This is a genomic window from Morganella sp. B601 (assembly GCF_051172335.1).
GTDB lineage: Bacteria > Pseudomonadota > Gammaproteobacteria > Enterobacterales > Enterobacteriaceae > Morganella > Morganella morganii.
Genome location: NZ_JBPIZE010000004.1, coordinates 315,502 through 340,988 on the forward strand (window position 1 = coordinate 315,502; position 25,487 = coordinate 340,988).

The following is a 25,487-nucleotide window of genomic DNA, read 5'->3' on the forward strand; positions in this document are numbered from 1 at the left end:
TTGAACGCACTGCTTTATTTGTCGGCCTGCGGTTACGCGGCGGCCCTGACTGGGCGATGAATCTGCCGCTGCCGAAATTACGGGTGTATTACGGCTGGCTTACGGAGAAACAATAATGGCCGCAGAGAACAGAACAAAATTTATTGTTGATCTGGTCGGGAACGTCACCCAGCGTGCCCGGCAGTTCGGGGCCAGTATCCGCAGTTTCGGTGCTGAAGGCAGCCGCTCAATGCGGCTGTTTTCCGGTGCGGTAACGGGTGCCAACAGCATTCTGGATAAGTTTGACAATAAGCTGGTCGGGTTCGTGACCGGCGGCGGTCTGGCAATGGCTACAAAGCGCGTAGCCGAACATCAGCAGGCAATGGTTGAACTGGGGACACAATACAATCTGACTGCCGACCAGATGAATACACTGGACGCACAGATTACCCGTGTGGCCGGTAACCGGAAATTATCGTCTTCGGAACTGATGCAGGCGGCAAATGCCTTTCTGCTGCAAACGAACAATTACGATGCCACTATTGCCCAACTGGATAACATCGCGCTGAGCATTACCGGCATCAAAATGGAGGCTACTGCTGCCGGTACTGAATTGGGAGGGATGTTTAATTCCGGCTATAACTCCCCGGAGAAAATGCGTAAATGGCTCGACGGTGCAGTTACGGCCACACAGTTCGGTACCGGAAATCTCAATGACCAACTGAGTGCATTACGCAGTATGGGGAAAAATACCCCGTGGAAAAATCAGGAAGACCAGATGCAGATGCTGGCACTGATGCGTGTTGCCAGTCAGGAATTTGATGATCCTTCACAGGCATCTGCTGCTGTTCAGGGTTTTTTTGATACCGCCGGGACGGCGGACGGACAGAAAAAACTGAAGGCTTACGGCAATGTGAATATCAAAGGTAAGGACGGGAAGATAAAATCCCCGGCTGACCTGATGACGGAAATTATCAAAGCCGGATACGGGAAGGAGGATAACCTTAAACAGGTGTTTTCCGGTGACACACTGAAACTGATGATGGTGTTCGCCGACCCCAAAAAGCAGGCTCAACTCCGTGATGCCGCAAACCCCGCCAATATCCGTGATGGTTTTCTTGATGAGAAAGCCACGCAGAACGTGCAGACTTTCAATGGTGCCATGACCTCACTGGTGAATGCCGGGGAGCGTTTTGCACAGCTGAAGCTGGCAAAGCCGGTGCAGGATTTGGCAGATGCCATTAATGACCTGTCCCCGGAAGAACTGGACAAATACGCGGAAACCATTGAAAAAGCAGCCTACGCCATTGGTGCAGCCGTTGCCGCCCGTTATGCATGGCGCGGCGGTAATAAGATACTCAACTTTGTTAAGGGCGCTAAAGGCGGCCCGGGTGCCGGTGCCGCCGGTGGGGATGCAGGATTAGGTGACGGCAGTTCTGTGGTGCCCGTTTATGTCACCAACTGGCGGGATGAGCGCCGTGGCCGTGATAACGGCGGCGGAGGCTCTGATGCAGGCCGGGGAATGACGAACGGCCTGAGAGCAAAGGGACTTGCCGTAGCAGGAGCACTTCCGTTCCTGTCTGAAGAAGAAGCACGGGAAAACATCGAGAAACGCCGTGAACAGTTGAAACGGGACTATCCAAACGGTGATAAAGGGCCGTCATGGCTTCCGGCTCAAATTAATGACTGGTGGTACAGCCGCGATGAAAAACTTCAGGAACCCCGTAAACCGTCCCCGTATCTGACCGGCGAAAATAACAACTCGTTCGGCAACTGGCCGTCCGCTTATCCAGGCCAGCAGCTGGCAGCGGCCGCCAAACCGCCTGAGCCGGTCAAACCGCCTGACGGGCAAATCCGGGTGATTGTGGAGGCTGCTGCTGATTTGGTGGTGAAAACAAAATCCGTGGAGTCAGAGAACGTTGATTTACGGGTCAATACCGGATACAGCGGCGGGAGTAAAATGTAATGGAATTTGAGCAGGTAATGTCACTTTTCAGTGATCCATCGTGGCGCAGCCGGATTACGCCCGGCCTCGGTTCATTCCGGGGCGTGCCGTTTTATATCGTCGATGATGCCACGGTCAGCGGCGGCCGCCGTGTGGTACGCCATGAATACCCGCTGCGGGATGACGGTGAAACCGAAGATATGGGGCTGTCCACGCGGGAATATGCCATTACCGCCGTGGTGTTCGGTGATGATTATCTGGATAAAAAAGAGGCGCTGATTGATGCGCTGGAAGAAGACGGACCCGGTGAAATAGACCATCCGTATTACCGCAAACAACAGGTGCAGATTGAAACGTGGACGGTACGCGAGTCCTGTTATACCGGCGGTACAGCGGTCTTTTCAGTGACCTTTGTTCCGGCGGCTGATAATACCTCCCCGGTGGTATCGTCTGAGGCAGAGCTGGACGGCTCCGCGCTGACAGACAGCACGCTGGCTGATATTACTGCGGGATGGGAAACCTTCACGGATAACGTCAGCTACCTCACTGAGCGTTTAAATGCGGCTGAAAGCACCCTTAACACCATTGTAAACGGTATCCGCAGCCTGCCTGCCGGGTCAGGCATGAACGCATTGCTCGGGGCAGCACTGGGACTAAAAGGCTCACTGAAGAACCTGATTAATGCCCCTGGCGACCTGTTCGGTTCGGTCAGTGACCTGATTGGCGGGATTGCGGATGTCGCTGTTCCTGATGCGGCTAACCGCGCACTGCGTAAAACTTCTGCCGCCATTACGTCACAGTATCCGTCCAATACCCCTGCCGTGGCTGAATTTCAGAATGTGATGAACACCACCACTCAGGTTTTTATTGCCCGTGAACTGGCGGTGCTGACACTGGATGCGGCCGTTGCCTCTGCCCGTGAGCAGCAGACTGCCCCGGCACTGACGACGGTCACCCGTCAGCGTGACCTGACCCCGCTGTTGCCCGGCGGTGAATCGTCCGCTGATGAGGCGGCCATCCCGCTGATTGAAACGGTGGATGATGTGCGTCAGAGCAGCGCCGACCTTGACGAAGCACTGACACAGTTAATCGTGGATACCGGTGATTTCGGCTGGTTCCGTACCTCAGAGCAGTTGCGTGACTTCCGGATAATCTTTCTGGAGCTGATGCAGACCACGGCAGAAATGTTACCGGCGGCCGTGACCGTCCGGGTGAATGACACCGAACCGGCGCTCGTCCTGCTTTACCGTGAAACCGGCACCACCGCACAGATTGAACGGTTCGTCCGCCGGAACGGTGTGCGGCATCCGGCCTTTGTGACCGGTGCGCTGAATGTGGAGGTCATCAATGACTGATACCGTCGAACTGACATTAGGTAATCAGATTTATTCCGGCTGGAAAACACTGGATGCGACCAGCAGCCTCGAAGACATGTCCGGGCAGTTCAGTCTCGGTATTACCGTAAAAAATAATGATTCCCCGCTGGTGATGAAACCGGGGGCCGCCTGTCAGTTATCTATCAACGGCCAGCCGGTGGTGACCGGTTATGTTGATGCGGTTGATGTCAGCATCAGCGCGGATGAGCGGACGATTACGTTATCAGGCCGGGATAAAACCGGGGATTTGGTGGATTGTGCCGCCGCTCACGGCAAAGGCCAGTGGCGCAGCGTGAGTCTGGAAACCATCGCGAAAGACCTGAGCCGGCCGTTCGGGGTGACTGTCCGCTGGGAAGTGACAGACCCGGCAGCCGCTGCCGTTTTCCGTCAGTGGCAGATTGAACCCGGTGAAACCGTGTTCGATAACCTGTCCCGTGCTGCCCGTCACCGTGGCGTCATCATGACCAGTAACGCCGCCGGTGAACTGGTTTTTGCCTCCGCCGGCAGTAAAAAAGTGGCGACGCTGGTACTCGGACAATCCGGCAGACCCGGCGTGAAAATTTTAGATCTCGATACTTCGCTGTCATGGCTTGACCGGTTCAGTCTGTACCGTGTGAAAGGAGCCACTGCTGCCGGTGGCAAATGGGGGGAAACACAGACGGCCGTTCAGTCTACGGCAGTTTATATGGACGCCAGAGACCCGGAAATCACCCGTTACCGTCCGACCATGTTTATCGCAGATGACAACATGACTAAAGCCAAAGGCACCGCCCGTGCCGCATGGGAGCAGAAGCGGGCAATGGCACACGGCATACGCGCCACCGCCGGTGTCAGAGGCTGGCTGAAGCCTGACGGTCAGGTGTGGAAAAAGAATGAACAGGTCGTGTTACAGGCTCCGCAGGCCGGTTTCCCGGATGAAACCCTGCTGATTGTCTCGGTCAATTACCTGCTGGACAGTGACAGCGGCACTATCACCCGGCTGGAGCTGATGCCGCGTGAGGGGTTCACCGAACCGGCAGACCCGGAGAAGAAAGTCAAAAATGCAGATGTAAGGTGGAAGCCATGATAAATCAGCTGAATAAAATCACTGCCGGTATCGGCCGCCGTATCCGTCTGCTGGTCAGCCGGGGTGTGGTGAATTTTGTGAATGACAGCCTCAAACAGCAGAACTTACAGGTGTCATTACTGGCAGACGAAACCGCAGATGATGTGGAGCGCTTCCAGAACTACGGTCACAGCAGCGTGCCGCCCGCCGGAAGTGAGGCTATTGTGCTGGCTGTCGGCGGAGTCCGTCAGCATCTGGTGGCAGTGGCCGTTGATGCCAAAGGTGTCCGTCCGGTGGGTCTGAAAAGCGGTGACAGCGTGGTGTATCACCTTGAGGGTCATAATGTTCTGCTGACGGAAGACGGGGTAATCCGGGTGACCTGCAAACGGCTGGAGTTCGTTGTTGAGGAAGAAACCGTGTTTGATTGCCCACAAACCACGATTAAAGGAAACCTTGATATTCTCGGGGTGAGCACCGCCGAAGACCACCAGTCCGGGGGTAAGAGCGGAAAAGACCACACTCACGATGAGCATGACGGATACAGTACGGGCAAACCGAAATGAATGCAATATGTGATATCGCACTGAAATGGCAGATAAATAATGCCGACATTGCTGTTGAAAATGCCGATATCGTACTGGATAACTCCGTAGGCACGCTGGTGATTATTTCCCTGTTTACTGACCGCCGGGCGCTGGATTCTGATGTGCTGCCTGACGACGGCACTGACCGGCGCGGGTGGTGGGGGGATTCTTATCAGAAAAGACCCATCGGCAGCCGGTTATGGCTGCTTTCCCGTGAAAAGCAGATGTCCGTTGTATTGCGGCTGGCGAAATTCTACGCAGAAGAAGCCCTTGAGTGGATGACGGAAGATGGTCATATCCGCAGTGCGGTGGTTTCGTCCACGTCCCCAGCGGACGGCTTTTTATTACTGAATGTTCAGCTTACCCTGCCTGACGGCAGCGTGTTACCGCTGGAGTTCAAAACCTTTTTAAGCGGGATTTAAATGCCATATAAAGCCCCCACACTCTCTGCATTAATTGCCCGTAACCAGTCTGATATTGAAAGCCGGTTGCCGGGCACCTATGCCCGAACGCGCTTCAGTGTGACCGGTGCCATTGCTTACGCCAACGCCGGGAACGCTGCCGGGCTGCATGACCATCTGGCATGGACAAGCCGTCAGGTGGTTCCGCATCTGGCAGATGATGACAAGCTGCTGGAACACTGCGAGTTCTGGGGTGTCTGGCGCAAGCCCGCCACTGTGGCTGAGGGTGAAATTACCGTGACGGCCACTGCCGCCGCTTCCGTTCCGGCCGGAACCCGCTGGCAGCGTCCTGACGGAGCTATGTTTGAGTCCGTGAAAGATACAGTGATTGCTGCCGGTGACAGCCTTATCAGGGTTACTGCGCTTGAGGAAGGCCGTAACGGCAACACGGCCGCCGGTGTGCCGCTCGAGCTGATTTCCCCTGTGGTGAACCTTCAGCCCCGGGCCGTGTGCCGTTATATCGGCGGTGGTGCGGATTTGGAGACTATCGACTCTCTCCGCTCCCGGCTGCTGTTCCGTGTTCAGTATCCGCCAGCAGGCGGTAATAAATATGATTATGAGCGCTGGACGCTGGAAGTACCCGGAGTCACCCGTGCATGGTGTCTGCCGCGCTATCGCGGTCACGGCACAGTCGGCATCATGTTTGTGATGGATGAGGAAACCAATATTTTCCCCGGTACTGATGACCTGAAACGGGTTGAGGAGTATCTGACCGGTCATATTAATCCGGTCACCAATCAGGTCGAAGGTAAAACCACCGGCGCGGAACTGATTGTGATGAGTCCGGCCGCAAAAGTAGTGAATTTTGAGATCCGTTTGTCACCGAACACGGAAGAAGTCCGTGAGGCGGTCAGAGTTAACCTGAAAACCCTGCTGGACAGAAAACTGCCGGGCGGCATGGTGTACCTGTCTGAGATACGGGCAGCCGTGTCCAACTCTCAGGGGGAAATTGATAACAGCGTATTGTCACCCCTGAACGATATCGTTGCCGGAGAAAATGAAATCTTTGTGACGGGAGATATCACATGGCGATGACCGCAGAGCACTATCAGCGCGCCGGATTACAGTTACTTCCCAATGGCCGCGCATGGTCAAAAGACCCGCAGGGTGACACGGGAAAACTGATGCTGGCTACCGGCGATGAACTGGCGCGTGTTGACACGGTTAATGAATCACTGTTACAGGAAATCTTTGCTGACCGTGCATTTATGCTGCTTGAGGACTGGGAAGACTTTACCGGTCTGCCGGATTGCAGTATTGACCGTGAATCTTCCGTCGATGCCCGCCGCAGGGCGGCCAAAGCCAAACTGGTGATGTCAGGCAGCCTGTGTAACCAGTTTTATGAGCGTCTGGCCGCAGACCGCGGCTATAACATCCGGATTGAGGAACGCTATCCGCATCACTGTCTGCGTACCTGTCTTCACCCGATTTATCCGGATATCAACTGGTTCCGCGTGTTCGTCCATGTGGCAGACAGAACCACTCACTGGGCTACCGTTCTGGATAACTGCCAGCAGCGCCTGCGTATCGCTGATGCGGCTGATTTGGAGTGTCTTCTGGAACGTTATGCCCCCGCAGAAACTGAATTTGTCTTTATTTATGAGTGAGGAATAAATGTTCGGACTCGATAACAAATCAGGCATTAATGTAATGCCGCCAATCGCCCCGGCCGACAGTCAGACCCCGCTGTGGTTCACTGAAGGTGGTGCCGGACTGTCTGCCACCTATCCGGGACAGGACTGGTTTAATCAGATTCAGGCTGAATTGCTGAATGTCCTGAAAGCAGCTGATATCTCACCTCAGAAAGGTAACCTCAGTCAGTTGTCCTCAGCGATTTCAAAACTTGCCAGTGCTTATGCGCTTTCGGTTGTTCAGACTACAGGCCCGTCTCTGACAAGCGTGATGAGCCAAAAAGCAGTTACGGATTACCTTGGCACAAAAGCAAGCCGCAGCCATTTTATGGTGACAGAACAAGAATCACGGATGCTGTCGCCAAACCAGAAACTCGCAATGCTTGCTCATGATAATAAGACATCAGGCGCCTGGGATGATGAATTACAAAGAATGCTGTGGGCGTTTGATGACAAAGGGAAAATGATACACGGCATAGTTCCGGCAGAGAGAGTTTCCGGGCTTGGAACTGCCGCTTCAAAAAATACGGGCAATCTTTCCGGACAAGTTCCCGATATGAGTTTTTTCCCGGAATCTGGTAAATGGACGGATAACGGGCTAACGACGCTTCCGAATGGAGTAATGATCCAAGCTTTCAAAAGAATCATCGCTAATGACCCGAGAACGGGGTACTCAATGACATCATACGTACCATTTCCAACGGCCTTTCCTAACGGGGTTTGGGCTGTCTTGTGTACTAAAACAACGTATGTACAGATTGTTGCAAGCTGCGAAGGTGTCACTAAACAGGGATTTAACGTCGTGACAGTTAAGGCGGTTGAAGCACCTACAACGGAGTCTAATGCTAACTTCTTAGTTTTAGGATATTAATATGATGAAATTCGGGTTTAGTGCTAAAGAATCGCAGTTTTTCATAATGGATAAAAAAGATGATTATGAAAAAAATGGTATCTGGCCGGATGATATTGTCGTAGTAGATGGTGATGTCATGCACAAATATTCCGGTATCCCCCCGGAAGGTAAGCTACTGGGGTCTGATAAAAAAGGAAACCCCGCATGGGTGGATATCCCGCCACTGACACATGAGCAGCATGTTGCTATTGCTGAGTCACAAAAACAGGTGCTGATTGCTGAGGTACACACTGACACAGAAATGCTCCGGACTAAACTGGCGCTTAAACGCATCAAACCGGATGAAGAGGCCCTGTTAATCGCCTGGCTGGATTATCTTGATCTGCTGGAAGCGGTGGACACATCGACAGCACCTATTATTGATTGGCCGCAAAAACCAATCTGAACACTAATTTCAATATTAAAATAAGCCACGTAGTTTGATAAAAACACCGTGGCTTATTTCTTTTCCATTTAACGCGAAACACTTTTCCATTTAACGCGGCGCGCTACACCGTGAATACAACACCACTATCCGTAAATTCCCGGCCGTGATTATTGCAAACTACATGGGATACACCGGCAAACCTAACTTCAGCGTTGAAAATGAAGCGGAAGTCACCACCGTTCCGGATGTGCAGTTTCAAAAATAAACCGGCTGAACATGATTAACTGATGGCAGGATAAATTGAGTTTCCGGGCAAAATCCGTTAGAAGGAGAGGATAATACTAAGGAGTTATCGTGATTACCGAAGAGTTTCTCTCCAATAATGTGCTCAGCCTGATTGTGCTGGTGCTGTGTCTGCTCGGTTCCGGCGGGCTGATGATTTATAACCGCAAACGGGAAAAAGGCGAGCATGCCACATTAGTGCATGTTTCCCAGTTTATCATGTGGGCGCTGGGAGTCATTATCCTCGGCGATTTCGCCGAGCAGGGAATTGACCACTTTCAGTGGCGCTTTATCACCGCAGATACGGTCGGGATGATCTGCACCACACTGATTGTGCTGATGCTGATCCGCAAATTGTTCCTGATGATAAACCGCCTGGCCGCCGCACAGATCAAACGCGGCAGCGATATCACCTCGGCACATATTGTTTCCCGCGTACTGAAAATCCTGATTGTGATTGTGGTGTTCCTGTTCTACGGCGAACACTTCGGCATGAGCCTGTCCGGCCTGCTGACCTTCGGCGGTATCGGCGGCATTGCTATCGGTATGGCGGGGAAGGATATTCTCAGCAACCTCTTCTCCGGCATCATGCTCTATTTTGACCGCCCGTTTAAAATCGGTGACTGGGTCAGTTCGCCTGACCGGCAGATAGAAGGGACGGTGGTGGAAATCGGCTGGCGTATCACCAAAATTATTACCTTTGATCACCGCCCGCTCTATATTCCGAACTCGCTGTTCTCCTCCATCAGTGTGGAAAATCCGGGGCGCATGACCAACCGGCGGATCAAAACCACCATCGGGCTGCGCTATGAAGATGCGGAGAAGATTTCGCAGATTGTCAGTGAAATACGCGCTATGCTGAAAGCCGAAAGCAGCATTGACCAGCACCAGACATTGCTGGTCTATTTTGATGAATTTGGTGATTCCGCCCTCAATATTATGGTGTACTGCTTTACCAAAACCACGGTCTGGGCAGAGTGGCTGGCAGCACAGCAGGCGGTGTATCTGAAGATTATTGAGATTGTACACCGCAACGGTGCGGACTTTGCTTTCCCGAGCCGGACACTCTATATGGAACGCAACAGTGTCTCCCGTGAACCGCCGGGAGTGTGATCTGACACCTTGCACCATCCCCCTTGTTTCCGTTATTGTGCCGCCGGTTAATTCCTGAGACGTTCATCAGAGGCGGCACAATATGGCGAAATATTTTTCCATCGGTGAGATGGCAAAGCTCCATAAAATCAGCATTCAGACACTGCGTTATTATGACCAGTTGGGGCTGTTCCGCCCGGTGTATGTCGATCAGGAAAGTAACTACCGCTATTACACTATCGATCAGTTTTCTCAGCTGGATATTATTAAGTATCTGAAATACCTGGGTATGCCGCTGAAAGAGATCAAACACCGCCTGGAAGACAGCGACACACAAATTCTCAGCCTGCTGACCCGGAAAATTTCCGTGGTGGATGAGAAAATCCGCGAGCTGGAGCTGATTAAAAAAGTCCTCTCCACCAAAAAAGAGACACTGGAAAAAGGGATTGATACCGACAGTATCGGCAAAATCACCCGCCGTTATATTCCGCGCCGTCATATTTTATCGATGAATTATGAGCCCGGTCTGAGCTTTGAGGAGACCATGGAGTTCTCACGGCGGCAGATTGCCAATATCCTCGAGGAAAACATTTCTATTTTCTACGGCGGCGTCAGTGGCCTGGTTTCCCGCGAAGAATTTCTGGCCACACAGCAGGTGCATTACCTGAACAGTTTTGTGATTGTCGAGCGCGACCTGTTTAATCCGCAGGTGCAGGACAAAATTACAGAAATTTCCGACGGTGAATTTATCTGCCTGATGTATCAGGGGCCTTACAGCGAAAATACGGCAGCATTTAAGGCGCTGACGGATTATGCGGAATACAAACGCATTCCGGTGGATGACATGATGTATGAAATCCCGGTGATTGACCCGCTTTCCACCAATGATCAGCGCCAGTTGCTGACAGAAATCCAGATCAAAGTGAAACGGCGTGAAATTGATACCCGCTGCCTGGTGTAAAACTCTACCCCTGCTATAGGTATTAATGCTTTCAATACAGAAACAGGCTGATATTCTTCAGCCTGTTTTGCTTTTCTCCACCGTATAATTACCCGTTTTGTGATGCGCATCTACTATCTCTGAATTGACTCTATAGTAGCTGGAGAGTCTATAGTTATCCACATTACAGCAATGGTTAAAAAGGTCGTTACCGCCACACTATTACCCCCGCTGATCCTGAATCAGCAACCCGAACTCACTAATGATAATAAATGATGACATGCGGATCAGAGTGCTGATCTCATGAGGAGTCTGTTGTGCAAAAAAATACTGATTATGATTTGGAAACCAAACTGATCCACCAGGGGCATTCACCGGATCCGGCCACCGGCGCGCTGGCCAGTCCTATCTACCAGACTGCCACATTTGCGGCGCATTCTGTGGAGCATTTCGAAGAACTGTGCCGGACATGGGGCTATGTCTACAGCCGCGAGTGCAACCCGAACCTGACTGAGCTGGAAAGCAAACTGGCGATGCTGGAAGGGGCGGACAGCGCGATTGTCAGCGCATCCGGCATGGGGGCGATTGCCTCAACCCTGCTGTCACTGGTGAAAACCGGCGATCATATTGTCAGTGCGGACGGGATCTTCTCCCACACCCGCCTGCTGATGACAGAACTGCTGGCAAAATTCGGCGTGGAAATCACTTTTGTTGATGCCACGGTCAGTGACAACATCCGCGCTGCCATGAAACCGGCGACAAAACTCGTGTATGTGGAAAGCCCGCTTAATCCGTCTCTGGAGCTGGTGGATATCCGCGCGGTGGCAGACATTGCCCATCAGAACAAAAGCCTGCTGATTGTTGACAGCACCTTCTGTACGCCGATCCTGCAACGCCCGCTGGAGCTGGGTGCAGATCTGGTGGTTCACAGCCTGACCAAGTTTATGAACGGTCACGGTGATACCCTGGGCGGCGCGGTTATCGGCTCCCGTGAGCTGATCGAACTGATCAAATGGCCGGGATTATGCTGCTTTACCGGCGCGGCGCTGGCACCAAACAATGCCTGGATGATTATGCGCGGAATGAAAACCCTCGATATGCGCATGAAAAAACACTGTGAAAACGGTCTGGCACTGGCGGAGTTCCTGACATCTCAGAGCGAAATCGAAGAAGTACGCTACCCGGCACTGAAGAACCATCCGCATTATGAACTGTGTCAGTCACAGATGAACGGCCTCGGCGGCGGTATTGTCTCTTTCCGTCTGAAAGAGGACATTCACGGCCTGACCCGCGACCAGGTGAGCCGCAAATTTGTGAACTCCCTGAAACTGACCACCATTGCCACCAGTCTGGGTGAAGAGCACACCCTGGTCCAGATGAACGGCGAAAACCTGATCCGTATTGCTGTCGGACTTGAATCAGCAAAAGACATTATTGCGGATTTCCGCCAGGCCCTGGATGCAGTTCACGGCTGATAAAAAGAGATAATAATTATGGCAAATCACATGGCAAATCAATCCCGCGTCAGACGGATGCTGATTCTGTTTCTGCTGGCATTCGGTACCACCGCAATGTACAGCCTGCCTTACCTGAAGTCCTCGTTTTATGATCCGATGCAGCAGGCGCTGGGACTGACACACATTGAGATTGGTAACCTGCTCAGCCTGTATGGCCTGATTGGTATGTTTTCCTACTTTTTCGGCGGCTGGTTTGCGGATCGTTTTTCACTGCGCAACCTGATCACCTTCTCGCTGATCGCCTCCGGGTCACTGGGATTCTGGTTTGCGACCTTCCCGTCGTATAACACGATCCTGCTGATCCACGTTTTGTGGGGCGTCACGACGATCCTGACATTCTTCGCCGCATCGATCAAAGTGGTGCGGATGCAGGGTACGGAAAAAGAGCAGGGGCGGATCTTCGGGTTTTACGAAGGATTATCCGGCGTATCCGGCACACTGATCTCGTTCACCGGTCTCTATTTCTTCGGCAAATTCGCTGAAGCGGCAATCGGCTTCCGTTACGTCGTCTGGCTTTACTCCGGCGCTTCTGTGATCTGCGGCGTGCTGCTGTTCTTCCTGATCGCGCACCGCAGCAGTACCACTGACAGCGGCGAACCGGAAGAAAAAACCACATTCCGTTCGCTGATGAGTGTGGTGAGCATGCCGAAGGCGTGGCTGATCGGGCTGATTATTTTCTCCACCTATGTGGTGTTCTCCAGCCTGACGTATCTCAGCCCGTATCTGTCACAGGTGTATGTGGTACCGATTACCCTGGTGACGGCGCTGTCGATTATCCGCACCTATGTGATCAAAATGGTGGCCTCTCCGGTGGCGGGGATCGTGACGGATAAAGTCGGATCATCTATCAGCGTGATGTTTGTCGGTTTTATTATCATGGCCGTGAACTGTGCTCTGTTCCTCGTGATCCCGAAAGGTAATGCCTTTATGTGGTTTGCGGTGGTGAATATGGTGGTGCTGAGTGCGTTACTGTTTGCATTCCGCGGTATCTATTTTGCCTCAGTCGCAGAATCGAAAATCCCGATGAAAACCACCGGTGCGGTGGTGGGTTTTGCCTCCTTTATCGGCTTTTCCCCGGACGCGTTCTATTATTCCGTTGCCGGCTACTGGCTGGATAAATACGGCGAAACCGGCTACAGCTATATCTTTATGCTCTCGGTCGCCTGTGCGCTGCTGGGTGTGGTGGCAACCTTCCTGCTGCGTCAGATCAACCGCCGGGAAGCGGCGGGCGGCGGAATGACACTCTCCCCGTCAGTCTGAAAATACAGAAAGCCCCCCGAAAAGGGGGGCTTTGCACAAAAAGCGTCCTGCTGATTAATAGCGGTATTCCACGCCCAGCCAGAAGTTACGGCCTTCTTCCATATAGCCGTTGGTGTACTCGTAGGATTTATCAAACAGGTTATTGACGGAGGCATTGGCGGAAATGCCGTAACCGAAGTCATAATCCACGCGCAGGCCGGTAAGAGCATAACCGGCCACTTTCTCATTACTGTCGTTATACTGATAGCTCCAGGCACGGAACTCTTCGGACAGGGTGATCGACAGCGGCTCTATCGGTGTGACTTTCACCCAGGCATACATTTTATGCTTCGGCAGCCCTTCCGCATGATCAACATCTTTCGGATCACTGTGGATGTAGCTGTAGTTGATCCCGGTTTTCAGCCAGTCACTGACTTCGCCTTTCACGCCCAGATCCAGCCCGGTGTAATCCACACGGCCACTGTTCTGGTTCTGGAAGTAGCGGTCACCGTTTTTAATCACTGTGTGCGCGAGGATCGCATCTTCCACGCGGTTGTGATAGATGCTGGCCTGGTAGCCCCATTTATCGGTGATATTCCCTTCATAGGTTAAATCGAAGGTCAGTGCGCGTTCGGCTTTCAGGTTCGGGTTAATGATACCCAGCGAGCCGTCTTTTGGTTTTTCAGTGGTATAGCGCTCTTTCTGTGTCGGGAAGCGGCTGCGGTCAGACACGGAGACCCGCACGTTGTCCTGGTTGGCGAAGGTGTATTTTGACATCACTTCCCAGTTAAACGCGTGCTGATCATTATCATCCGCACCTTTATCCGCCTGACGGCTTTCGCGCCAGTCATAGCCGATGGCACCGATGAAATCGAGATCAGACGTGGCTGCCCACTGGTATTCGGTAGCGACAGAATAAGTGCGATCTTTGTAACGCAGAATATCCCCGTTACGCTGTTTCTGTGCGCGGTGAACGTCATCTTTCCAGTGTGCGGAGAATGACAGCAGATCGCTTTCGCGCATATCGATCCCTAACTGGAGAGAGGCGCCGTTGCTGAAATCATCGTAATAGCTGTAATCGTACCCTTTGCCGTCTTTTTTATACATCAGCAGGGTATTTTCAAACTTGTCATGGAACAGGCGGCCCTGGAGGTTCACGCCGTCTGTCAGCTGAGTGGTGCTGTTGAAATAGTAGCTCTCTTTGTTGTAATCCGGCCATTCCCACCAGCTGTATTTGCCTTTGCCCGGCACCGCAGACGGCGAACTGTCTTTGCTGCCGTCCTGCTTCAGATAGGTAAAGACATACTGGTCGGTTTCACGCGGGGTCCAGCCCACTTTCACCATGCCGCGTTTATCATCGGATGCGGAATGCGCACGGCGGCCGTTGCTGCCAGCCAGGGCATTGTCATCATCGGAGCCCGGCAGGCCGAGGAAACGCTGTTTGTACTGGCTGCCGCTGACCTGGATAAACCCGAGGTCGCTGCGTGCGCCGACACGGGCGCTGGTGTTATAGGCATTATCCGCGCCGCGTGCGAAGCCCTGGCTGAATGACACATTGGCCTCAAACGGTTTTTTCGGGGTGGCGGTGGTGAGGTTGATTGCACCGCCCATCAGGTTCGGGCCCTGTAACAGCGAGGTATAGCCTTTGCTCACCTCAATACTTTCCAGTTCGCTGGTCATAAAGCGGCCGAGGTCAAGGTTGCCGTCATACGGGACATAAGTCGGGATCCCGTCGAAGAACACCGGCACCTGTCGGCTGTCAAAACCACGGACTTTTACCGTCAGCTCATTGCGGTTGCCGGATTTTTCGAGAACCACACCCGGCATGGTGCTGATGGCTGTCGCCGCGTTGGTTTTGTTCAGCGACTGCATCTGCGGCTGTGTGATGACATCCGGATTGGAGGCCACCGGGCTGCCCCAGACGGTCAGAATATCTGCGCTTTCTGCCTGTACCGCAGGCGCGGTTGCCAGCAGAATAGCTGAGCAGAGTAGAGTTCGTTTCATTGTTATTTTTCCTGTTACCGATATGTATTTATTTATATAACGACTTGCCAAACAAAAGGATAAAACGGCCGGTTCAGTGACCTGACCGGTTTATCCCTTAACTCACTATAAGGTTGTGCGGTTTTCCGTCAGCGCGGATATAGCCGGACTTTAATATCTGCCGGGGACGCATAATACGGCGCGGACGTGACAAACAGCTTCACGCCGGTATCCGCATACTGCCCGATGGTCTCTGCATTCAGCCCGCCTGCAGCAGACAGTGTGCAGCCCGGAGCCAGCACCGCCGCGTCTTTGACGAGACGGCGGATATCATCAGGGCTGAATTTATCCAGCTGCAGCACATCCGGGCGGCCTTTCAGCGCCTGATAAGCTTCATCCGGATTGTCCGCCTCGGCAATAATGGTCTTTTCCGGGGCCTCATGGCGCAGTGCTGCAATCGCCGCACACCAGTTTTCCGGCTCTGCCAGGAAACGGCGGTGATTGGCAAACAGCAGAATAGTTTCCGCGCAGCCCTGACGGTGAATAATGCCTTTCCCGGCCAGTACAGCTGCGGTTGCCAGCAGCTTGGTGCCGGGAATATTTTTACGGGTGCAGGCCAGCTGTGCGTCCGGCTGATACTGACGAAGGGTATCCACCATGCAGCGGGTCATCTGTGTCACGCCGCTGCTCCACTCAATCACATTCTGGACAATCTTCCAGCCCTGATGCAGCGCTTCCGCACGACCGGTTGCGGTCAGCAGCAGATCGCCTGCTTCCGTATGATCGCCGTCGTTCGCATGCAATTGTGTCTGTAAGCCTAGTTTTTCCAGTAATTTCTGACCCAATATCAGCCCGCTGACATAACCGGCCTGCTTGCGGGAAAAGTGCATTTCTCCGTTCTGCGTGCCGATGCCGAGTGCGCGGGTGGTGAGATCGCCGTAATGAATGTCCTCCAGCAGGAGGCTGTCCAGAAAGGCATCACTGTAGTAGATCACTTCTGACCTCCCGGCAGCAGCAGGGCGGATTCCGGTACCACATTCCAGGAAACCATGGCCCAGTCGCGGGTGGCCGGCACCACCGGCAGGCCGTCAGCCGCCTGCTGGTCGTAATAGCGGCGCAGCAGCCTCATTTCATGATCATCAAGCTGTCCCAGTGACCAGACCACACCCTCAGCAAACTGCTCAAAGGTCATATTGTCGCGGCTCTGGCAGTTCGGGCTGCGGATAAATTCCACATCCGGATGAATGCCGAGCTGGTTGAGAATATTCACCGCGTAAATATAGGTCGGCAGCGTGACCGGCGTGCGGCCGATGGCGCGGATCACGCGGATATCGACAAATGTCGGGCTGACAGTGTGGGTGGTGTAAACCCGCAGCCGCGCATGGCGGTTCAGTTTCAGCAGCGCGGCCTGTAAATCCATCACCAGCGTGGAGCGGGAGGCCACAGCGATATCGCACGGCGGCAGAGCTGACCAGTCATCTTCCCAGGCGCAGTGGCGGAAGGTGACGTGTGAACAGCCCTGAGTCTGTGCCCGCTGACGCGCGACTTTCAGCATCCCTTCGCTGTAATCAATACCGGTGACCTGCTCAAAGCTGTCCGCCAGCTGCAACGCGACAGAGCCCGGCCCGCAGCCGACATCCAGCAGGGTTTTTGCGCCGGTAGTATCGACAATCTCTTTAAAGCGGATCAGGTAAGGATCGGCGGGGTTCGCACAGTTTTGTGCCATTTTCTCCGCACGTTTATCCCAGTGTTCCGGATCTTTGCGGGTACGTTCGGCCTGTGCGAGATGGTCGCGGTAGAGTTGTGCGAAATCGATATCATCAATAGTCATGAGCATCCCTTATAAGCTGGCTGCGCGAAGTGGGCAGCAATATGTTCTGGTGTCACATGATAGAGTGCCGCCAGGGTTTCCGGTGTGAGCAGCGCGGCAGGTTTGTCCTGGCAGGCGGGGCTGTCTTTGCTGAGCATTACGATACTGTCCGCCACGGCCGCCGCATGCTGCGGGTGGTGGGTGGACATCAGCACGGTGATCCCTCTCTCACGTAACTGTTCGATTTTATTAAGTAATTTTATCTGATTGCCGAAATCGAGACTGGCTGCTGGTTCATCCATAATCAGCAGCCCCGGCTGTTGTACCAGGGCGCGGGCAATCAGTACCAGCTGTTTTTCCCCGCCGCTCAGGCAGGAATAGGAGCGTTGTGCCAGATGGGCGATCCCCAGATGATCCAGTTCCTGCTCTGCCATCTGCCGTTCAGCGCGTCCCGGGGCGGCAAACAGGGAGAGGTGGGCACTGCGTCCGAGCGCGACCATATCCGTCACCCGGAAAGAAAACGGCATATTGTGCGCCTGAGGCACATAGGCAACGCGGCGGGCGAGTGCGGCGGCACTCCAGTCACGCAGCGGTGTGTTATCAATGCTGATCTCCCCGGACTTTGGTGGTAACAGGCCGAGCAGGGTTTTCATCAGCGTGGTTTTGCCGCAGCCGTTGGCACCGAGCAGACAGATAATTTCTCCCTGATGTAATTGCAGATTTATGTCAGTGAGTATTAACTTCTCTCCGTAGCCGACGGCCAGGCCGCGGGTGGTCAGGACATCGCTCATCCGTTCCTCCGGGTCTGCAACAGCAGAAAAATAAAGAAAGGTGCGCCGACCGCAGAGGTCAGAATGCCGAGCGGTAGTTCAATCGGGGCAATAGTACGCGCGAGCGTGTCTGTCAGCAGCAGCATGATGGCGCCGATCAGCAGTGACACCGGCAGCTGGTGGCTGAAGTTGGCACCCACTAACAAACGGGTGATATGCGGGACAATCAGCCCGAGCCAGCCGATAATCCCCGCGACGGAGACCGCACTGGCGGTGATCAGGGTGGCGGAGGCAATAAAAATCAGCCGCGTCACGGTAACATTCAGCCCGAGTGCGCGGGCTTCCTCATCACTCAGGCTGAGCAGATTCATACGCCAGCGCAGCAGCAGAAGCGGCACCATCCCGGCGAAAATCAGCGGGGCGGTGGTTTTAATATCATCCGGTGAAATCGCGGACAGACCTCCGAGCAGCCAGAAGGTCATGGCGGGCAGTTGGGTATAGGGATCGGCCAGAATTTTCATCAGGGAAATGGCGGAGCCGCACAGGGCGCTGACAGCGATCCCGACCAGCACCAGCGCCAGTACCGGATCATGCTGACGCGCCAGCCGGGCGACAGAATAGACCAGGGCAACCACACACAGCCCGCCGGTGAAGGCGAACAGCTGGATAGTGAGCATTGACTGACCTGCAAAAATTCCGAGGATCGCACCAACCCCGGCACCTGCGGAAACACCCAGGATATCCGGTGAAACCAGCGGGTTACGGAACATGCCCTGATACGCCGCCCCGGCTATCGCCAGTCCGCCGCCGATAATCAGTGCGGCGGCAATGCGCGGCAGACGGATTTGCCAGAAGACCGTCATATCGCGGCTCAGCGCCGGCTCATCCGCGCCGCTGTTGCCGGTGATTTTCGCCTGCACCACATCCCACAGTTGCTGCGGAGTCAGTGAGAACTTACCAACATTCAGAGCAATGCCGGTGACCAGCACCAGCAGCACAAGCAGTAACAGAGTTTTGGCGGAGGTGGTCATCGGGCGGATAACAGACTGTTAATCTGTGCCTCCGATAGCGGAGAGTGATAGAACAGACTGAAAAACAAACCGGTGTCTGCTTTCAGATCGGTACTCTCCGGCTCAAACTGTGCCTGAAGGCGGCGCAGCCCTAAAAGCCGGTTCAGCCCCGGCGGGCTGTCGAGCCAGCCGAACGGCAGCCCGGCATAGTAAAAGACCTGTTTATTCTTCACTGCATCCAGGCTCTGCCAGACCTCACCCTGCATAATGGCATCATACGTCACGGCATCCTGGGCGATAATAAAATCCGGGTTCCACTGCAGTAACTGTTCGAAAGAGACTTCCGCCAGTCCCTGCATATCCGGGACATCCGCGACATTCTCAAACCCCAGTAATTCCGGGGCTTCGCTATGAATCGAACCACGCAGACCGGTTTGCAGGCCTTTCGCGCCGCGAGCCATATAAAAACGGCGTTTGTGTATCTGGCGATCAGCAAAAGCGGCAGCATCCCTCAGCCATTTCTCCGCCAGCTGTGCCTGTTGTTCCGTGCGTTCTGCTTCCCCCAGCAATGCACCGGCCTGACGCAGCAGATCCGGGGTTTGTGTCAGATTGCCGGACAACAGAATATACGGAATACCGGTCTGGCGGCTGAAACGGGCGGCCTGAGAGCGGTAAGTTTCATCGGTCAGCCCGCTGTCAGCAATCACATCCGGCGCCAGCGCCAGCAGGGTTTCCGGGGAGAGGGTACTGCCGCGTCCGGAGAGACGTCCGGTGACCGGCAGCGCGCGCCAGCGGGGGGCAAAATACGGGTTATTTTTTACTGACAGGGAGGCGAAGCCCGGCAGTTTTTCCGGGGCGACCGCAAACAGCAGCTGATCAGTCGGCGGGCCGCTGCTGACCACACGGTGAATGGCTTCCGGCGGCGGAAGCTGACCATAAATAAAGACCTGAGAGGCGGTTTCCGGCGCGGCAGCGGCTGACAATGCCGGGAAAGTGAACAGCAGTGCGCAGCAGAAAAGAAATCCGGAACAGAGGCGGTTAAGTGTCATCGTGATCAGTCGTCATTATCGTTATATGTATTGTTATACAGCGGGACGTTAGCGCAGAGCATGAGGTGAGTCAATAAAATCAGCGGTAAATAGGGAAGTAAGTCAAAACAAGGTAAAATTCCGGGCGGAATACGGTATAACTACGGCCTCTTTCGGCGGATATGACGACACACAGACCAGTCTGTATTAAGATAAGCACTATGAAGAAAAAACGCCCTTCGTTACAGGACGTGGCTGACCGCGTTGGTGTAACCAAAATGACTATCAGCCGCTTTTTGCGTAACCCCGAACAGGTTTCCGAAAAACTGCGCGGCACGATTGCCCGTACCCTCGATGAACTGGGGTATATCCCGAACCGGGTGCCGGATATTTTATCCAACGCCACCAGCCGGGCTATCGGCGTGTTGCTGCCCTCGCTGACCAACCAGGTGTTTGCTGAAGTGATCCGTGGTATCGAAACCGTGACGGATGCGGCCGGTTATCAGACCATGCTGGCGCACTACGGCTATCAGGCGGAGAAAGAAGAAGATCGCCTGGTCTCCCTGTTGTCTTACAATATCGACGGCCTGATCCTGGCCGAACGCACCCACACCCCGCGCACCCTGAAAATGCTGGCCACCGCCGGTATTCCGGTGGTTGAGCTGATGGACAGCGTCTCCCCCTGCTATGATTCCGCCGTCGGGCTGGATAACCGGCTCGCGTCATTTGAAATGACGCAGGCCATGATTGCACGCGGCTGCCGCCGTGTGATTTACCTCGGCGCGCGTCATGACGAACGGACATTCATGCGTCTTCAGGGTTATGAACAGGCCATGCGGGATGCCGGGCTTGAACCGGGCAATGTAATGACACAGGAAAGCTCCTCGTATTCGCTGGGGGCGAGACAACTGCACCAGGTCAGAGCCGATTATCCGGATGCTGACGGGCTGTTCTGTACCAACGATGACCTTGCTATCGGGGCTATTTTTGAGTGTCAGCGTCTCGGGATCCGCATCCCGCAGGATCTGGCGGTTGCCGGGTTCCACGGCCATGATGTCGGTCGTGTGATGACCCCGAAACTGGCGAGTGTCCTCACACCTCGTGACCTGATGGGCCGCCGTGCGGCAGAAGTGCTGCTGGCACGTCTGCGCGGCGAGCTGCCGCCTCAGCAGATAGTGGATGTCGGCTTCGAATTATTACCGGGAGAGAGTATTTAACGGCTCCCGGCCCTTCCTGAAGTGACAGGAATTTCATTTGAGATAACTGTCACAATTTGTTCATCCGAAAACAGTGTTTGATTGCATTGTAACCATATCCGTTGGTAATGTTACCGGTAATAGTTACCGGTAACATATCCGGTGATAATGACCGCATAAGAGGAATTGTTATGAGTGATAGCCAAAAACCACATCACGCCTTTGTTTTGATGGGGGTTTCCGGCTGCGGAAAATCCGCTGTGGCTAACGGGGTTGCGACCGGGCTGAATGCGGCCTTTCTGGACGGGGATTACCTGCATCCGCGTGCCAATATCGAAAAAATGGCGGCCGGGCACCCGCTGAATGATGCCGATCGCGAACCGTGGCTGAAAGCCATCAACGACGCGATTTTTGCTATGCAGCGGACCAATGAGCTTTCGGTGATTGTCTGTTCGGCGCTGAAAAAAAGCTACCGCGATATCCTGCGCTGCCAGAACAAAAACCTGTCATTTATCTGGCTGAAAGGGGATTTTGAGCTGATCGAAAGTCGCCTGAAAGCCCGCAAAGGGCATTTCTTCAAACCGGAAATGCTGATCACACAGTTCGATACCTTAGAAGCACCGGATACTGCCGCAGAGCAGGATGTGCAGGTGCTGGACATTCAGCCGCCGCTTGAGGATGTGATTGCGGGCGCGGTTCAGATTATCAGACAGGTTTCCGGAGGTCAGTCATGACAACATTAACCCTGGTGTTAACCGCCGCCGGGTCGGTATTACTGCTGCTGTTCCTGGTGATGGTGGCGCGGCTGCATGCGTTCGTGGCACTGATGATTGTGGCTATCGGCGCGGGGCTGTTTTCCGGCATGCCGCTGGAGCAGATCACTCAGACCATGCAGAACGGCATGGGCGGCACGCTTGGTTTCCTGGCGATAGTGGTCGCGCTCGGGGCGATGTTCGGTAAAATCCTGCATGAAACCGGCGCACTCGACCAGATAGCCGTCAAACTGCTGAAGTCCTTCGGTGAAAAACGGGCGCATTACGCGCTGGGGATTGCCGGGCTTATCTGTGCTCTGCCGCTGTTCTTTGATGTGGCGATTGTGCTGCTGATCGGTGTGGTCTTCGCCGTTGCCCGCCGTACCGGCGGTAATGTGGTACGCCTTGCTATCCCGCTGTTTGCCGGTGTGGCGGCGGCTGCCTGCTTCCTGCTGCCGGGACCGACCCCGATGCTGCTGGCAGACCAGATGAATGCAGACTTCGGCTGGATGATCCTGATCGGCCTGTGTGCGGCGATCCCGGGTATGATCCTGGCAGGACCCCTGTTCGGTAACTTTATCAGTAAATTTGTCACCCTGGAGCTGCCGGAAGACCTGACTGAACCGGCTCTCGGACAACACAAGATGCCATCGTTTGGCCTGAGCCTGGCGCTGGTGCTGTTCCCGCTGGTACTGGTCGGTCTGAAAACCATTGCTGCGCCGATGGTGGATCCGGATTCAAAACTGCACGCCTGGCTGGTGTTTATCGGGCACCCGTTCCTGGCGATCCTGATTGCCTGTCTGGTGGCAATTTACGGCCTGGCAATCCGCCGTGGCATGAGCCGCAATAAAGTGATGGAAATCTGCTCTGCCGCTATTCAGCCAGCCGGGATTATCCTGCTGGTAACCGGTGCCGGTGGTGTGTTCAAACAGGTGCTGGTGGATTCCGGTGTGGGTCCGGCGCTGGGTGAATCCCTGATTGGTGCGGGGCTGCCGATTGCTGCTGCCTGCTTTATTCTCTCTGCCGCCGTTCGTGTGATCCAGGGTTCTGCAACCGTTGCCTGTCTGACCACCGTCGGTCTGGTGCTGCCGGTTATCGGTGAACTGGGCTATTCCGGCGCACAGCTGGCGGCTCTGTCTGTCTGTATCGCGGGCGGCTCTATTGTGCTGAGCCACGTGAATGACTCCGGTTTCTGGCTGTTCGGGAAATTTACCGGTGCTACCGAAGCACAGACCCTGAAGACCTGGACACTGATGGAAACCATCCTGGGAACCACCGGGGCCCTCGTCGGTATGCTGTTCTTCGCTTTCCTGTAACATTGCCGTTTTCACTCTCCGGCAGCGGGTTATTAAAATCCGCTGCTGTTTTTATCACTCCCCGCCATCTGCATAAAGCCTCTGTTTTTTCCGCCGATAGTCAATCTGTCCCCGGCGGCAATCCGCGCTATTTCCCTGAGTTGTATTATCTGTCTTAACCGGAATTAACATGCTGAATATAATGAAAAAATGGATGTTTTTACAAAAAAAACAGCCCGTTGTCTCCCGGGAGGTACCGGCGGTTTATCCGGTGCCGTCAGAGCACGTGATGACGGGAAATACGGATGAACAGCGGCACTTTCACGGTGAAATTCTGTGCCGTCATTTGCTGGATGGGATCGCGGCGATAGAGATTATCCGCAACTCCCTGCTGGATTCCGGCACCCGGCTTGCCGGGGAGCAGGGCACACTGGATGAAATCGCGCTGCATAACAGCGAAACACGCCGCTATATGCAGGAGCTGTGCAGTGTGCTGGATGATATCAGTGAGCACGCGGATAAAGGGCTTGATTACACGCAAAAACTGGTCTCTGTGCTGGGACAGATTAATCAGAATATTAATAATATCGAACGCCTGGCTAACCAGACTAACCTGCTGGCGGTTAACTCGGCGATTGAAGCTTCTCATGTCGGCAGCCGGGGGGCCGGTTTTTCGGTTATCGCCCGGGAAATAAAACAATTATCCGGTGAAATTCAGGACGAAGCCGTCAATATCACTGCATTTACCGGCAAAATAAAGTCACACGCCAATGCGATTTATACGGATGCGGAAGATAATCAGAAGCTGGTGAGCAGCATCCGCGCTATCGCTGTTCAGGCAGAAGATCGCTTACAGAGTATGATCACCAGCTCCTCGCGGATGGAGGCGATTATCCGGTTTGTGGCGGTGCAGCAATTTCTCAATACCGTCAAACTGGATCATGTTATCTGGAAAGGGGATATCTACCGCCGCCTGCTGGACGGAAACACGGATTTATCGGTTAATGACCACACACAGTGCCGTCTCGGCAAATGGTATTACGCGGACGAAGGACAGCGGTTTACCGGCCATGATGCCTACCGGAAACTGGAAAGGCCGCACCGGCTGGTGCATCTTTCCGGACGCCTGGCGCTGGAAGCCCGGGCGAAGGGCTCGCTTCATGATGAAGAACTGCATTTAACGGCCATGGAAGATGCCAGCCGCGAAGTGATTGAGAACATCGATGATCTGCTGGCATCGATCAGTTACTGAAAGAAAAACCCCCGGAGTCCGGGGGCTGAGTGAACATCGCTGTCGGGTAAACGGGCGGTGTTTCAGAGGTGATGATGTAAAAACTCACTCAGTTCAGAGCGGGTGGGGGCGCCGTCAGAGCCCGGGCGGCTGACCACTATGGCCGCCACCGCATTACCGGTCCGTACGGCATCCGTGAGTGGTTGTCCGCAGGCCAGTCCGGCGAGAACGCCGGCGCAGTGACTGTCTCCGGCGGCAATGGTATCGGCCACCGGCACCTTGTACGCCGGGATTCTGACGGGTTGTTGTCCCGGTTGACACACCACGGCACCTTCTTTATCAAAGCGGGCAATCAGCGGCAGACCATAGCTGTCGGCAAACGCCTGTGCATCGTCTGTCTGTATCTCAGACTGTTTTCCGCCCTGCGGATTGAGCTGCGCCAGCTCATCACGGTTGACGGTCAGCAGCGGCTTTTTCGCCAGCAGCTTTTCAATAAAGTCCGGATCTATGTCCCGCAGACGCGGACCGAAATCCGCAAACAGGGTTTTATCCGCACTCTGCGCCAGCAGCCAGTTGCGCAGCGGCGCGCTTTCCGGACTGACCAGCTCGTAACCGGAGACATAAATCAGGGCATTGTCCGGCACCGGAATTTGTGCGAGCAGCGCGTCACTCCAGTGCTGCTCACAGCCTTCGATGGTGATGAATGTGCGTTCTTTGCTTTCTTCCACCAGCGCCAGACACCAGCCGTTATCGTGCGTCGGATGACGCAGCAGAACCGGCAGATTTTCCTTTTCCATCGCGGCAGTGACCTGTTTTCCCCAACTGCCGTTTCCGGCGGGAATGCCGTTGACCGGCGCAATACCGAGACGGCTCAGCGCACGGGCGACATTAAAGGCGCAGCCGCCGATCTGCTGCCCGAGCGGCAGGGCGCTGATATCATCCCCGCTGTGCGGCAGTGCATTCACTTCCAGCATCACATCGCCGAAAGCCGCGCCGATAACCACGACCGGGCGCTGTGGTGTCAGTAACGTTACATCCATC

Annotated in this window: 24 protein-coding genes and 1 pseudogene; 18 read left to right on the forward strand and 7 right to left on the reverse strand. The window is 54.4% G+C overall.

Annotation, left to right across the window (positions count from 1 at the left end; translation table 11 throughout):
• Positions 1-115 precede the first annotated feature (115 nt).
• From ACSBQN_RS13075 to ACSBQN_RS13140, 14 genes and pseudogenes are all read left to right on the forward strand, one after another.
• Positions 116-1,945, forward strand: a complete 1,830-nt coding sequence (locus tag ACSBQN_RS13075; protein ID WP_434991699.1) for a hypothetical protein — start codon at positions 116-118, stop codon at positions 1,943-1,945.
• The gene (locus ACSBQN_RS13080) at positions 1,945-3,279 is read left to right on the forward strand and encodes a DNA circularization protein (protein ID WP_434991700.1); all 1,335 of its coding nucleotides are present in this window, start codon (positions 1,945-1,947) and stop codon (positions 3,277-3,279) included. Before ACSBQN_RS13075 ends, ACSBQN_RS13080 begins: the two co-directional genes overlap by 1 nt.
• Positions 3,272-4,366, forward strand: a complete 1,095-nt coding sequence (locus tag ACSBQN_RS13085; RefSeq protein WP_434991701.1) for a phage baseplate assembly protein — start codon at positions 3,272-3,274, stop codon at positions 4,364-4,366. The genes ACSBQN_RS13080 and ACSBQN_RS13085 overlap by 8 nt, the downstream gene beginning before the upstream one ends.
• A complete protein-coding gene (locus ACSBQN_RS13090; protein ID WP_434991702.1) occupies positions 4,363-4,908 on the forward strand; it encodes a phage baseplate assembly protein V in 546 nt (181 codons plus the stop codon). Before ACSBQN_RS13085 ends, ACSBQN_RS13090 begins: the two co-directional genes overlap by 4 nt.
• Positions 4,905-5,351 carry a phage GP46 family protein gene (locus tag ACSBQN_RS13095; protein ID WP_434991703.1) on the forward strand — a complete coding sequence of 149 codons (447 nt, stop codon included), beginning with the start codon at positions 4,905-4,907 and terminating at the stop codon, positions 5,349-5,351. The genes ACSBQN_RS13090 and ACSBQN_RS13095 overlap by 4 nt, the downstream gene beginning before the upstream one ends.
• Complete coding sequence (locus tag ACSBQN_RS13100) at positions 5,352-6,425, forward strand: baseplate J/gp47 family protein (protein ID WP_434991704.1); 1,074 nt, start codon at positions 5,352-5,354, stop codon at positions 6,423-6,425.
• Positions 6,416-6,997, forward strand: coding sequence for a YmfQ family protein (locus tag ACSBQN_RS13105; protein WP_434991705.1), 582 nt, complete (start codon positions 6,416-6,418; stop codon positions 6,995-6,997). The genes ACSBQN_RS13100 and ACSBQN_RS13105 overlap by 10 nt, the downstream gene beginning before the upstream one ends.
• Before the next feature lie 7 nt (positions 6,998-7,004).
• Positions 7,005-7,892 carry a hypothetical protein gene (locus ACSBQN_RS13110; protein WP_434991706.1) on the forward strand — a complete coding sequence of 296 codons (888 nt, stop codon included), beginning with the start codon at positions 7,005-7,007 and terminating at the stop codon, positions 7,890-7,892.
• A gap of 4 nt (positions 7,893-7,896) precedes the next feature.
• Positions 7,897-8,319, forward strand: a complete 423-nt coding sequence (locus ACSBQN_RS13115; RefSeq protein WP_434991714.1) for a tail fiber assembly protein — start codon at positions 7,897-7,899, stop codon at positions 8,317-8,319.
• Between the two features lie 121 nt (positions 8,320-8,440).
• Positions 8,441-8,566, forward strand: a pseudogene (locus ACSBQN_RS13120) (LemA family protein); the annotation flags it as partial.
• 92 nt (positions 8,567-8,658) lie between these two features.
• Entirely contained in the window at positions 8,659-9,696 is a 1,038-nt protein-coding gene (locus ACSBQN_RS13125) for a mechanosensitive ion channel family protein (RefSeq protein ID WP_369750278.1), read from the forward strand.
• An 82-nt stretch (positions 9,697-9,778) separates the two neighbouring features.
• Positions 9,779-10,636 (forward strand): MerR family transcriptional regulator, encoded by an 858-nt coding sequence (locus ACSBQN_RS13130; RefSeq protein WP_153641680.1) that lies wholly within the window; start codon positions 9,779-9,781, stop codon positions 10,634-10,636.
• Between the two features lie 296 nt (positions 10,637-10,932).
• Complete coding sequence (locus ACSBQN_RS13135; protein ID WP_024474380.1) at positions 10,933-12,090, forward strand: trans-sulfuration enzyme family protein; 1,158 nt, start codon at positions 10,933-10,935, stop codon at positions 12,088-12,090.
• Between the two features lie 30 nt (positions 12,091-12,120).
• Positions 12,121-13,392 carry an MFS transporter gene (locus tag ACSBQN_RS13140; RefSeq protein ID WP_024474381.1) on the forward strand — a complete coding sequence of 424 codons (1,272 nt, stop codon included), beginning with the start codon at positions 12,121-12,123 and terminating at the stop codon, positions 13,390-13,392.
• Positions 13,393-13,446: 54 nt separating this feature from the next.
• Here the strand turns inward: ACSBQN_RS13140 and ACSBQN_RS13145 are convergent, their stop codons facing one another.
• The 6 genes from ACSBQN_RS13145 to ACSBQN_RS13170 form a co-directional block, all read right to left on the reverse strand.
• Complete coding sequence (locus ACSBQN_RS13145) at positions 13,447-15,375, reverse strand: TonB-dependent receptor plug domain-containing protein (RefSeq protein ID WP_024474382.1); 1,929 nt, start codon at positions 15,373-15,375, stop codon at positions 13,447-13,449.
• A gap of 128 nt (positions 15,376-15,503) precedes the next feature.
• Complete coding sequence (modD, locus tag ACSBQN_RS13150) at positions 15,504-16,349, reverse strand: ModD protein (protein ID WP_024474383.1); 846 nt, start codon at positions 16,347-16,349, stop codon at positions 15,504-15,506.
• On the reverse strand, positions 16,346-17,185 hold the full coding sequence (locus tag ACSBQN_RS13155; RefSeq protein ID WP_337137124.1) for a class I SAM-dependent methyltransferase: 840 nt from the start codon (positions 17,183-17,185) through the stop codon (positions 16,346-16,348). The genes modD and ACSBQN_RS13155 overlap by 4 nt, the downstream gene beginning before the upstream one ends.
• Entirely contained in the window at positions 17,182-17,955 is a 774-nt protein-coding gene (locus ACSBQN_RS13160) for an ABC transporter ATP-binding protein (RefSeq protein ID WP_214177042.1), read from the reverse strand. Before ACSBQN_RS13160 ends, ACSBQN_RS13155 begins: the two co-directional genes overlap by 4 nt.
• Positions 17,952-18,965, reverse strand: a complete 1,014-nt coding sequence (locus tag ACSBQN_RS13165; protein WP_354633114.1) for a FecCD family ABC transporter permease — start codon at positions 18,963-18,965, stop codon at positions 17,952-17,954. The genes ACSBQN_RS13160 and ACSBQN_RS13165 overlap by 4 nt, the downstream gene beginning before the upstream one ends.
• A complete protein-coding gene (locus ACSBQN_RS13170) occupies positions 18,962-19,993 on the reverse strand; it encodes an ABC transporter substrate-binding protein (RefSeq protein WP_024474387.1) in 1,032 nt (343 codons plus the stop codon). The genes ACSBQN_RS13165 and ACSBQN_RS13170 overlap by 4 nt, the downstream gene beginning before the upstream one ends.
• Before the next feature lie 200 nt (positions 19,994-20,193).
• Between ACSBQN_RS13170 and gntR the strand changes: the two genes are divergently transcribed.
• The 4 genes from gntR (at position 20,194) to ACSBQN_RS13190 (ending at position 24,467) form a co-directional block, all read left to right on the forward strand.
• Positions 20,194-21,189: a gluconate operon transcriptional repressor GntR gene (gntR, locus tag ACSBQN_RS13175; protein WP_024474388.1), complete on the forward strand. Its 996-nt coding sequence runs from the start codon at positions 20,194-20,196 to the stop codon at positions 21,187-21,189.
• A gap of 170 nt (positions 21,190-21,359) precedes the next feature.
• The gene (gene gntK / locus ACSBQN_RS13180) at positions 21,360-21,902 is read left to right on the forward strand and encodes a gluconokinase (RefSeq protein ID WP_024474389.1); all 543 of its coding nucleotides are present in this window, start codon (positions 21,360-21,362) and stop codon (positions 21,900-21,902) included.
• On the forward strand, positions 21,899-23,236 hold the full coding sequence (gene gntU, locus ACSBQN_RS13185) for a gluconate transporter (protein WP_024474390.1): 1,338 nt from the start codon (positions 21,899-21,901) through the stop codon (positions 23,234-23,236). Before gntK ends, gntU begins: the two co-directional genes overlap by 4 nt.
• 169 nt (positions 23,237-23,405) lie before the next feature.
• Positions 23,406-24,467 (forward strand): methyl-accepting chemotaxis protein, encoded by a 1,062-nt coding sequence (locus tag ACSBQN_RS13190; RefSeq protein WP_024474391.1) that lies wholly within the window; start codon positions 23,406-23,408, stop codon positions 24,465-24,467.
• A 62-nt stretch (positions 24,468-24,529) separates the two neighbouring features.
• Here the strand turns inward: ACSBQN_RS13190 and ACSBQN_RS13195 are convergent, their stop codons facing one another.
• Complete coding sequence (locus ACSBQN_RS13195; protein WP_036408261.1) at positions 24,530-25,486, reverse strand: PfkB family carbohydrate kinase; 957 nt, start codon at positions 25,484-25,486, stop codon at positions 24,530-24,532.
• Position 25,487: the final 1 nt, after the last annotated feature.

Coding starts and splice junctions, on each gene's coding strand:
- ACSBQN_RS13075 (WP_434991699.1), top strand. CDS start 116: ATGGCCGCAGAGAACAGAACAAAATTTATTGTTGATCTGGTCGGGAAC.
- ACSBQN_RS13080 (WP_434991700.1), top strand. CDS start 1,945: ATGGAATTTGAGCAGGTAATGTCACTTTTCAGTGATCCATCGTGGCGC.
- ACSBQN_RS13085 (WP_434991701.1), top strand. CDS start 3,272: ATGACTGATACCGTCGAACTGACATTAGGTAATCAGATTTATTCCGGC.
- ACSBQN_RS13090 (WP_434991702.1), top strand. CDS start 4,363: ATGATAAATCAGCTGAATAAAATCACTGCCGGTATCGGCCGCCGTATC.
- ACSBQN_RS13095 (WP_434991703.1), top strand. CDS start 4,905: ATGAATGCAATATGTGATATCGCACTGAAATGGCAGATAAATAATGCC.
- ACSBQN_RS13100 (WP_434991704.1), top strand. CDS start 5,352: ATGCCATATAAAGCCCCCACACTCTCTGCATTAATTGCCCGTAACCAG.
- ACSBQN_RS13105 (WP_434991705.1), top strand. CDS start 6,416: ATGGCGATGACCGCAGAGCACTATCAGCGCGCCGGATTACAGTTACTT.
- ACSBQN_RS13110 (WP_434991706.1), top strand. CDS start 7,005: ATGTTCGGACTCGATAACAAATCAGGCATTAATGTAATGCCGCCAATC.
- ACSBQN_RS13115 (WP_434991714.1), top strand. CDS start 7,897: ATGAAATTCGGGTTTAGTGCTAAAGAATCGCAGTTTTTCATAATGGAT.
- ACSBQN_RS13130 (WP_153641680.1), top strand. CDS start 9,779: ATGGCGAAATATTTTTCCATCGGTGAGATGGCAAAGCTCCATAAAATC.
- ACSBQN_RS13140 (WP_024474381.1), top strand. CDS start 12,121: ATGGCAAATCAATCCCGCGTCAGACGGATGCTGATTCTGTTTCTGCTG.
- ACSBQN_RS13145 (WP_024474382.1), bottom strand. CDS start 15,375: ATGAAACGAACTCTACTCTGCTCAGCTATTCTGCTGGCAACCGCGCCT.
- ACSBQN_RS13155 (WP_337137124.1), bottom strand. CDS start 17,185: ATGACTATTGATGATATCGATTTCGCACAACTCTACCGCGACCATCTC.
- ACSBQN_RS13160 (WP_214177042.1), bottom strand. CDS start 17,955: ATGAGCGATGTCCTGACCACCCGCGGCCTGGCCGTCGGCTACGGAGAG.
- ACSBQN_RS13165 (WP_354633114.1), bottom strand. CDS start 18,965: ATGACCACCTCCGCCAAAACTCTGTTACTGCTTGTGCTGCTGGTGCTG.
- ACSBQN_RS13170 (WP_024474387.1), bottom strand. CDS start 19,993: ATGACACTTAACCGCCTCTGTTCCGGATTTCTTTTCTGCTGCGCACTG.
- gntR (WP_024474388.1), top strand. CDS start 20,194: ATGAAGAAAAAACGCCCTTCGTTACAGGACGTGGCTGACCGCGTTGGT.
- gntK (WP_024474389.1), top strand. CDS start 21,360: ATGAGTGATAGCCAAAAACCACATCACGCCTTTGTTTTGATGGGGGTT.
- gntU (WP_024474390.1), top strand. CDS start 21,899: ATGACAACATTAACCCTGGTGTTAACCGCCGCCGGGTCGGTATTACTG.
- ACSBQN_RS13190 (WP_024474391.1), top strand. CDS start 23,406: ATGCTGAATATAATGAAAAAATGGATGTTTTTACAAAAAAAACAGCCC.
- ACSBQN_RS13195 (WP_036408261.1), bottom strand. CDS start 25,486: ATGGATGTAACGTTACTGACACCACAGCGCCCGGTCGTGGTTATCGGC.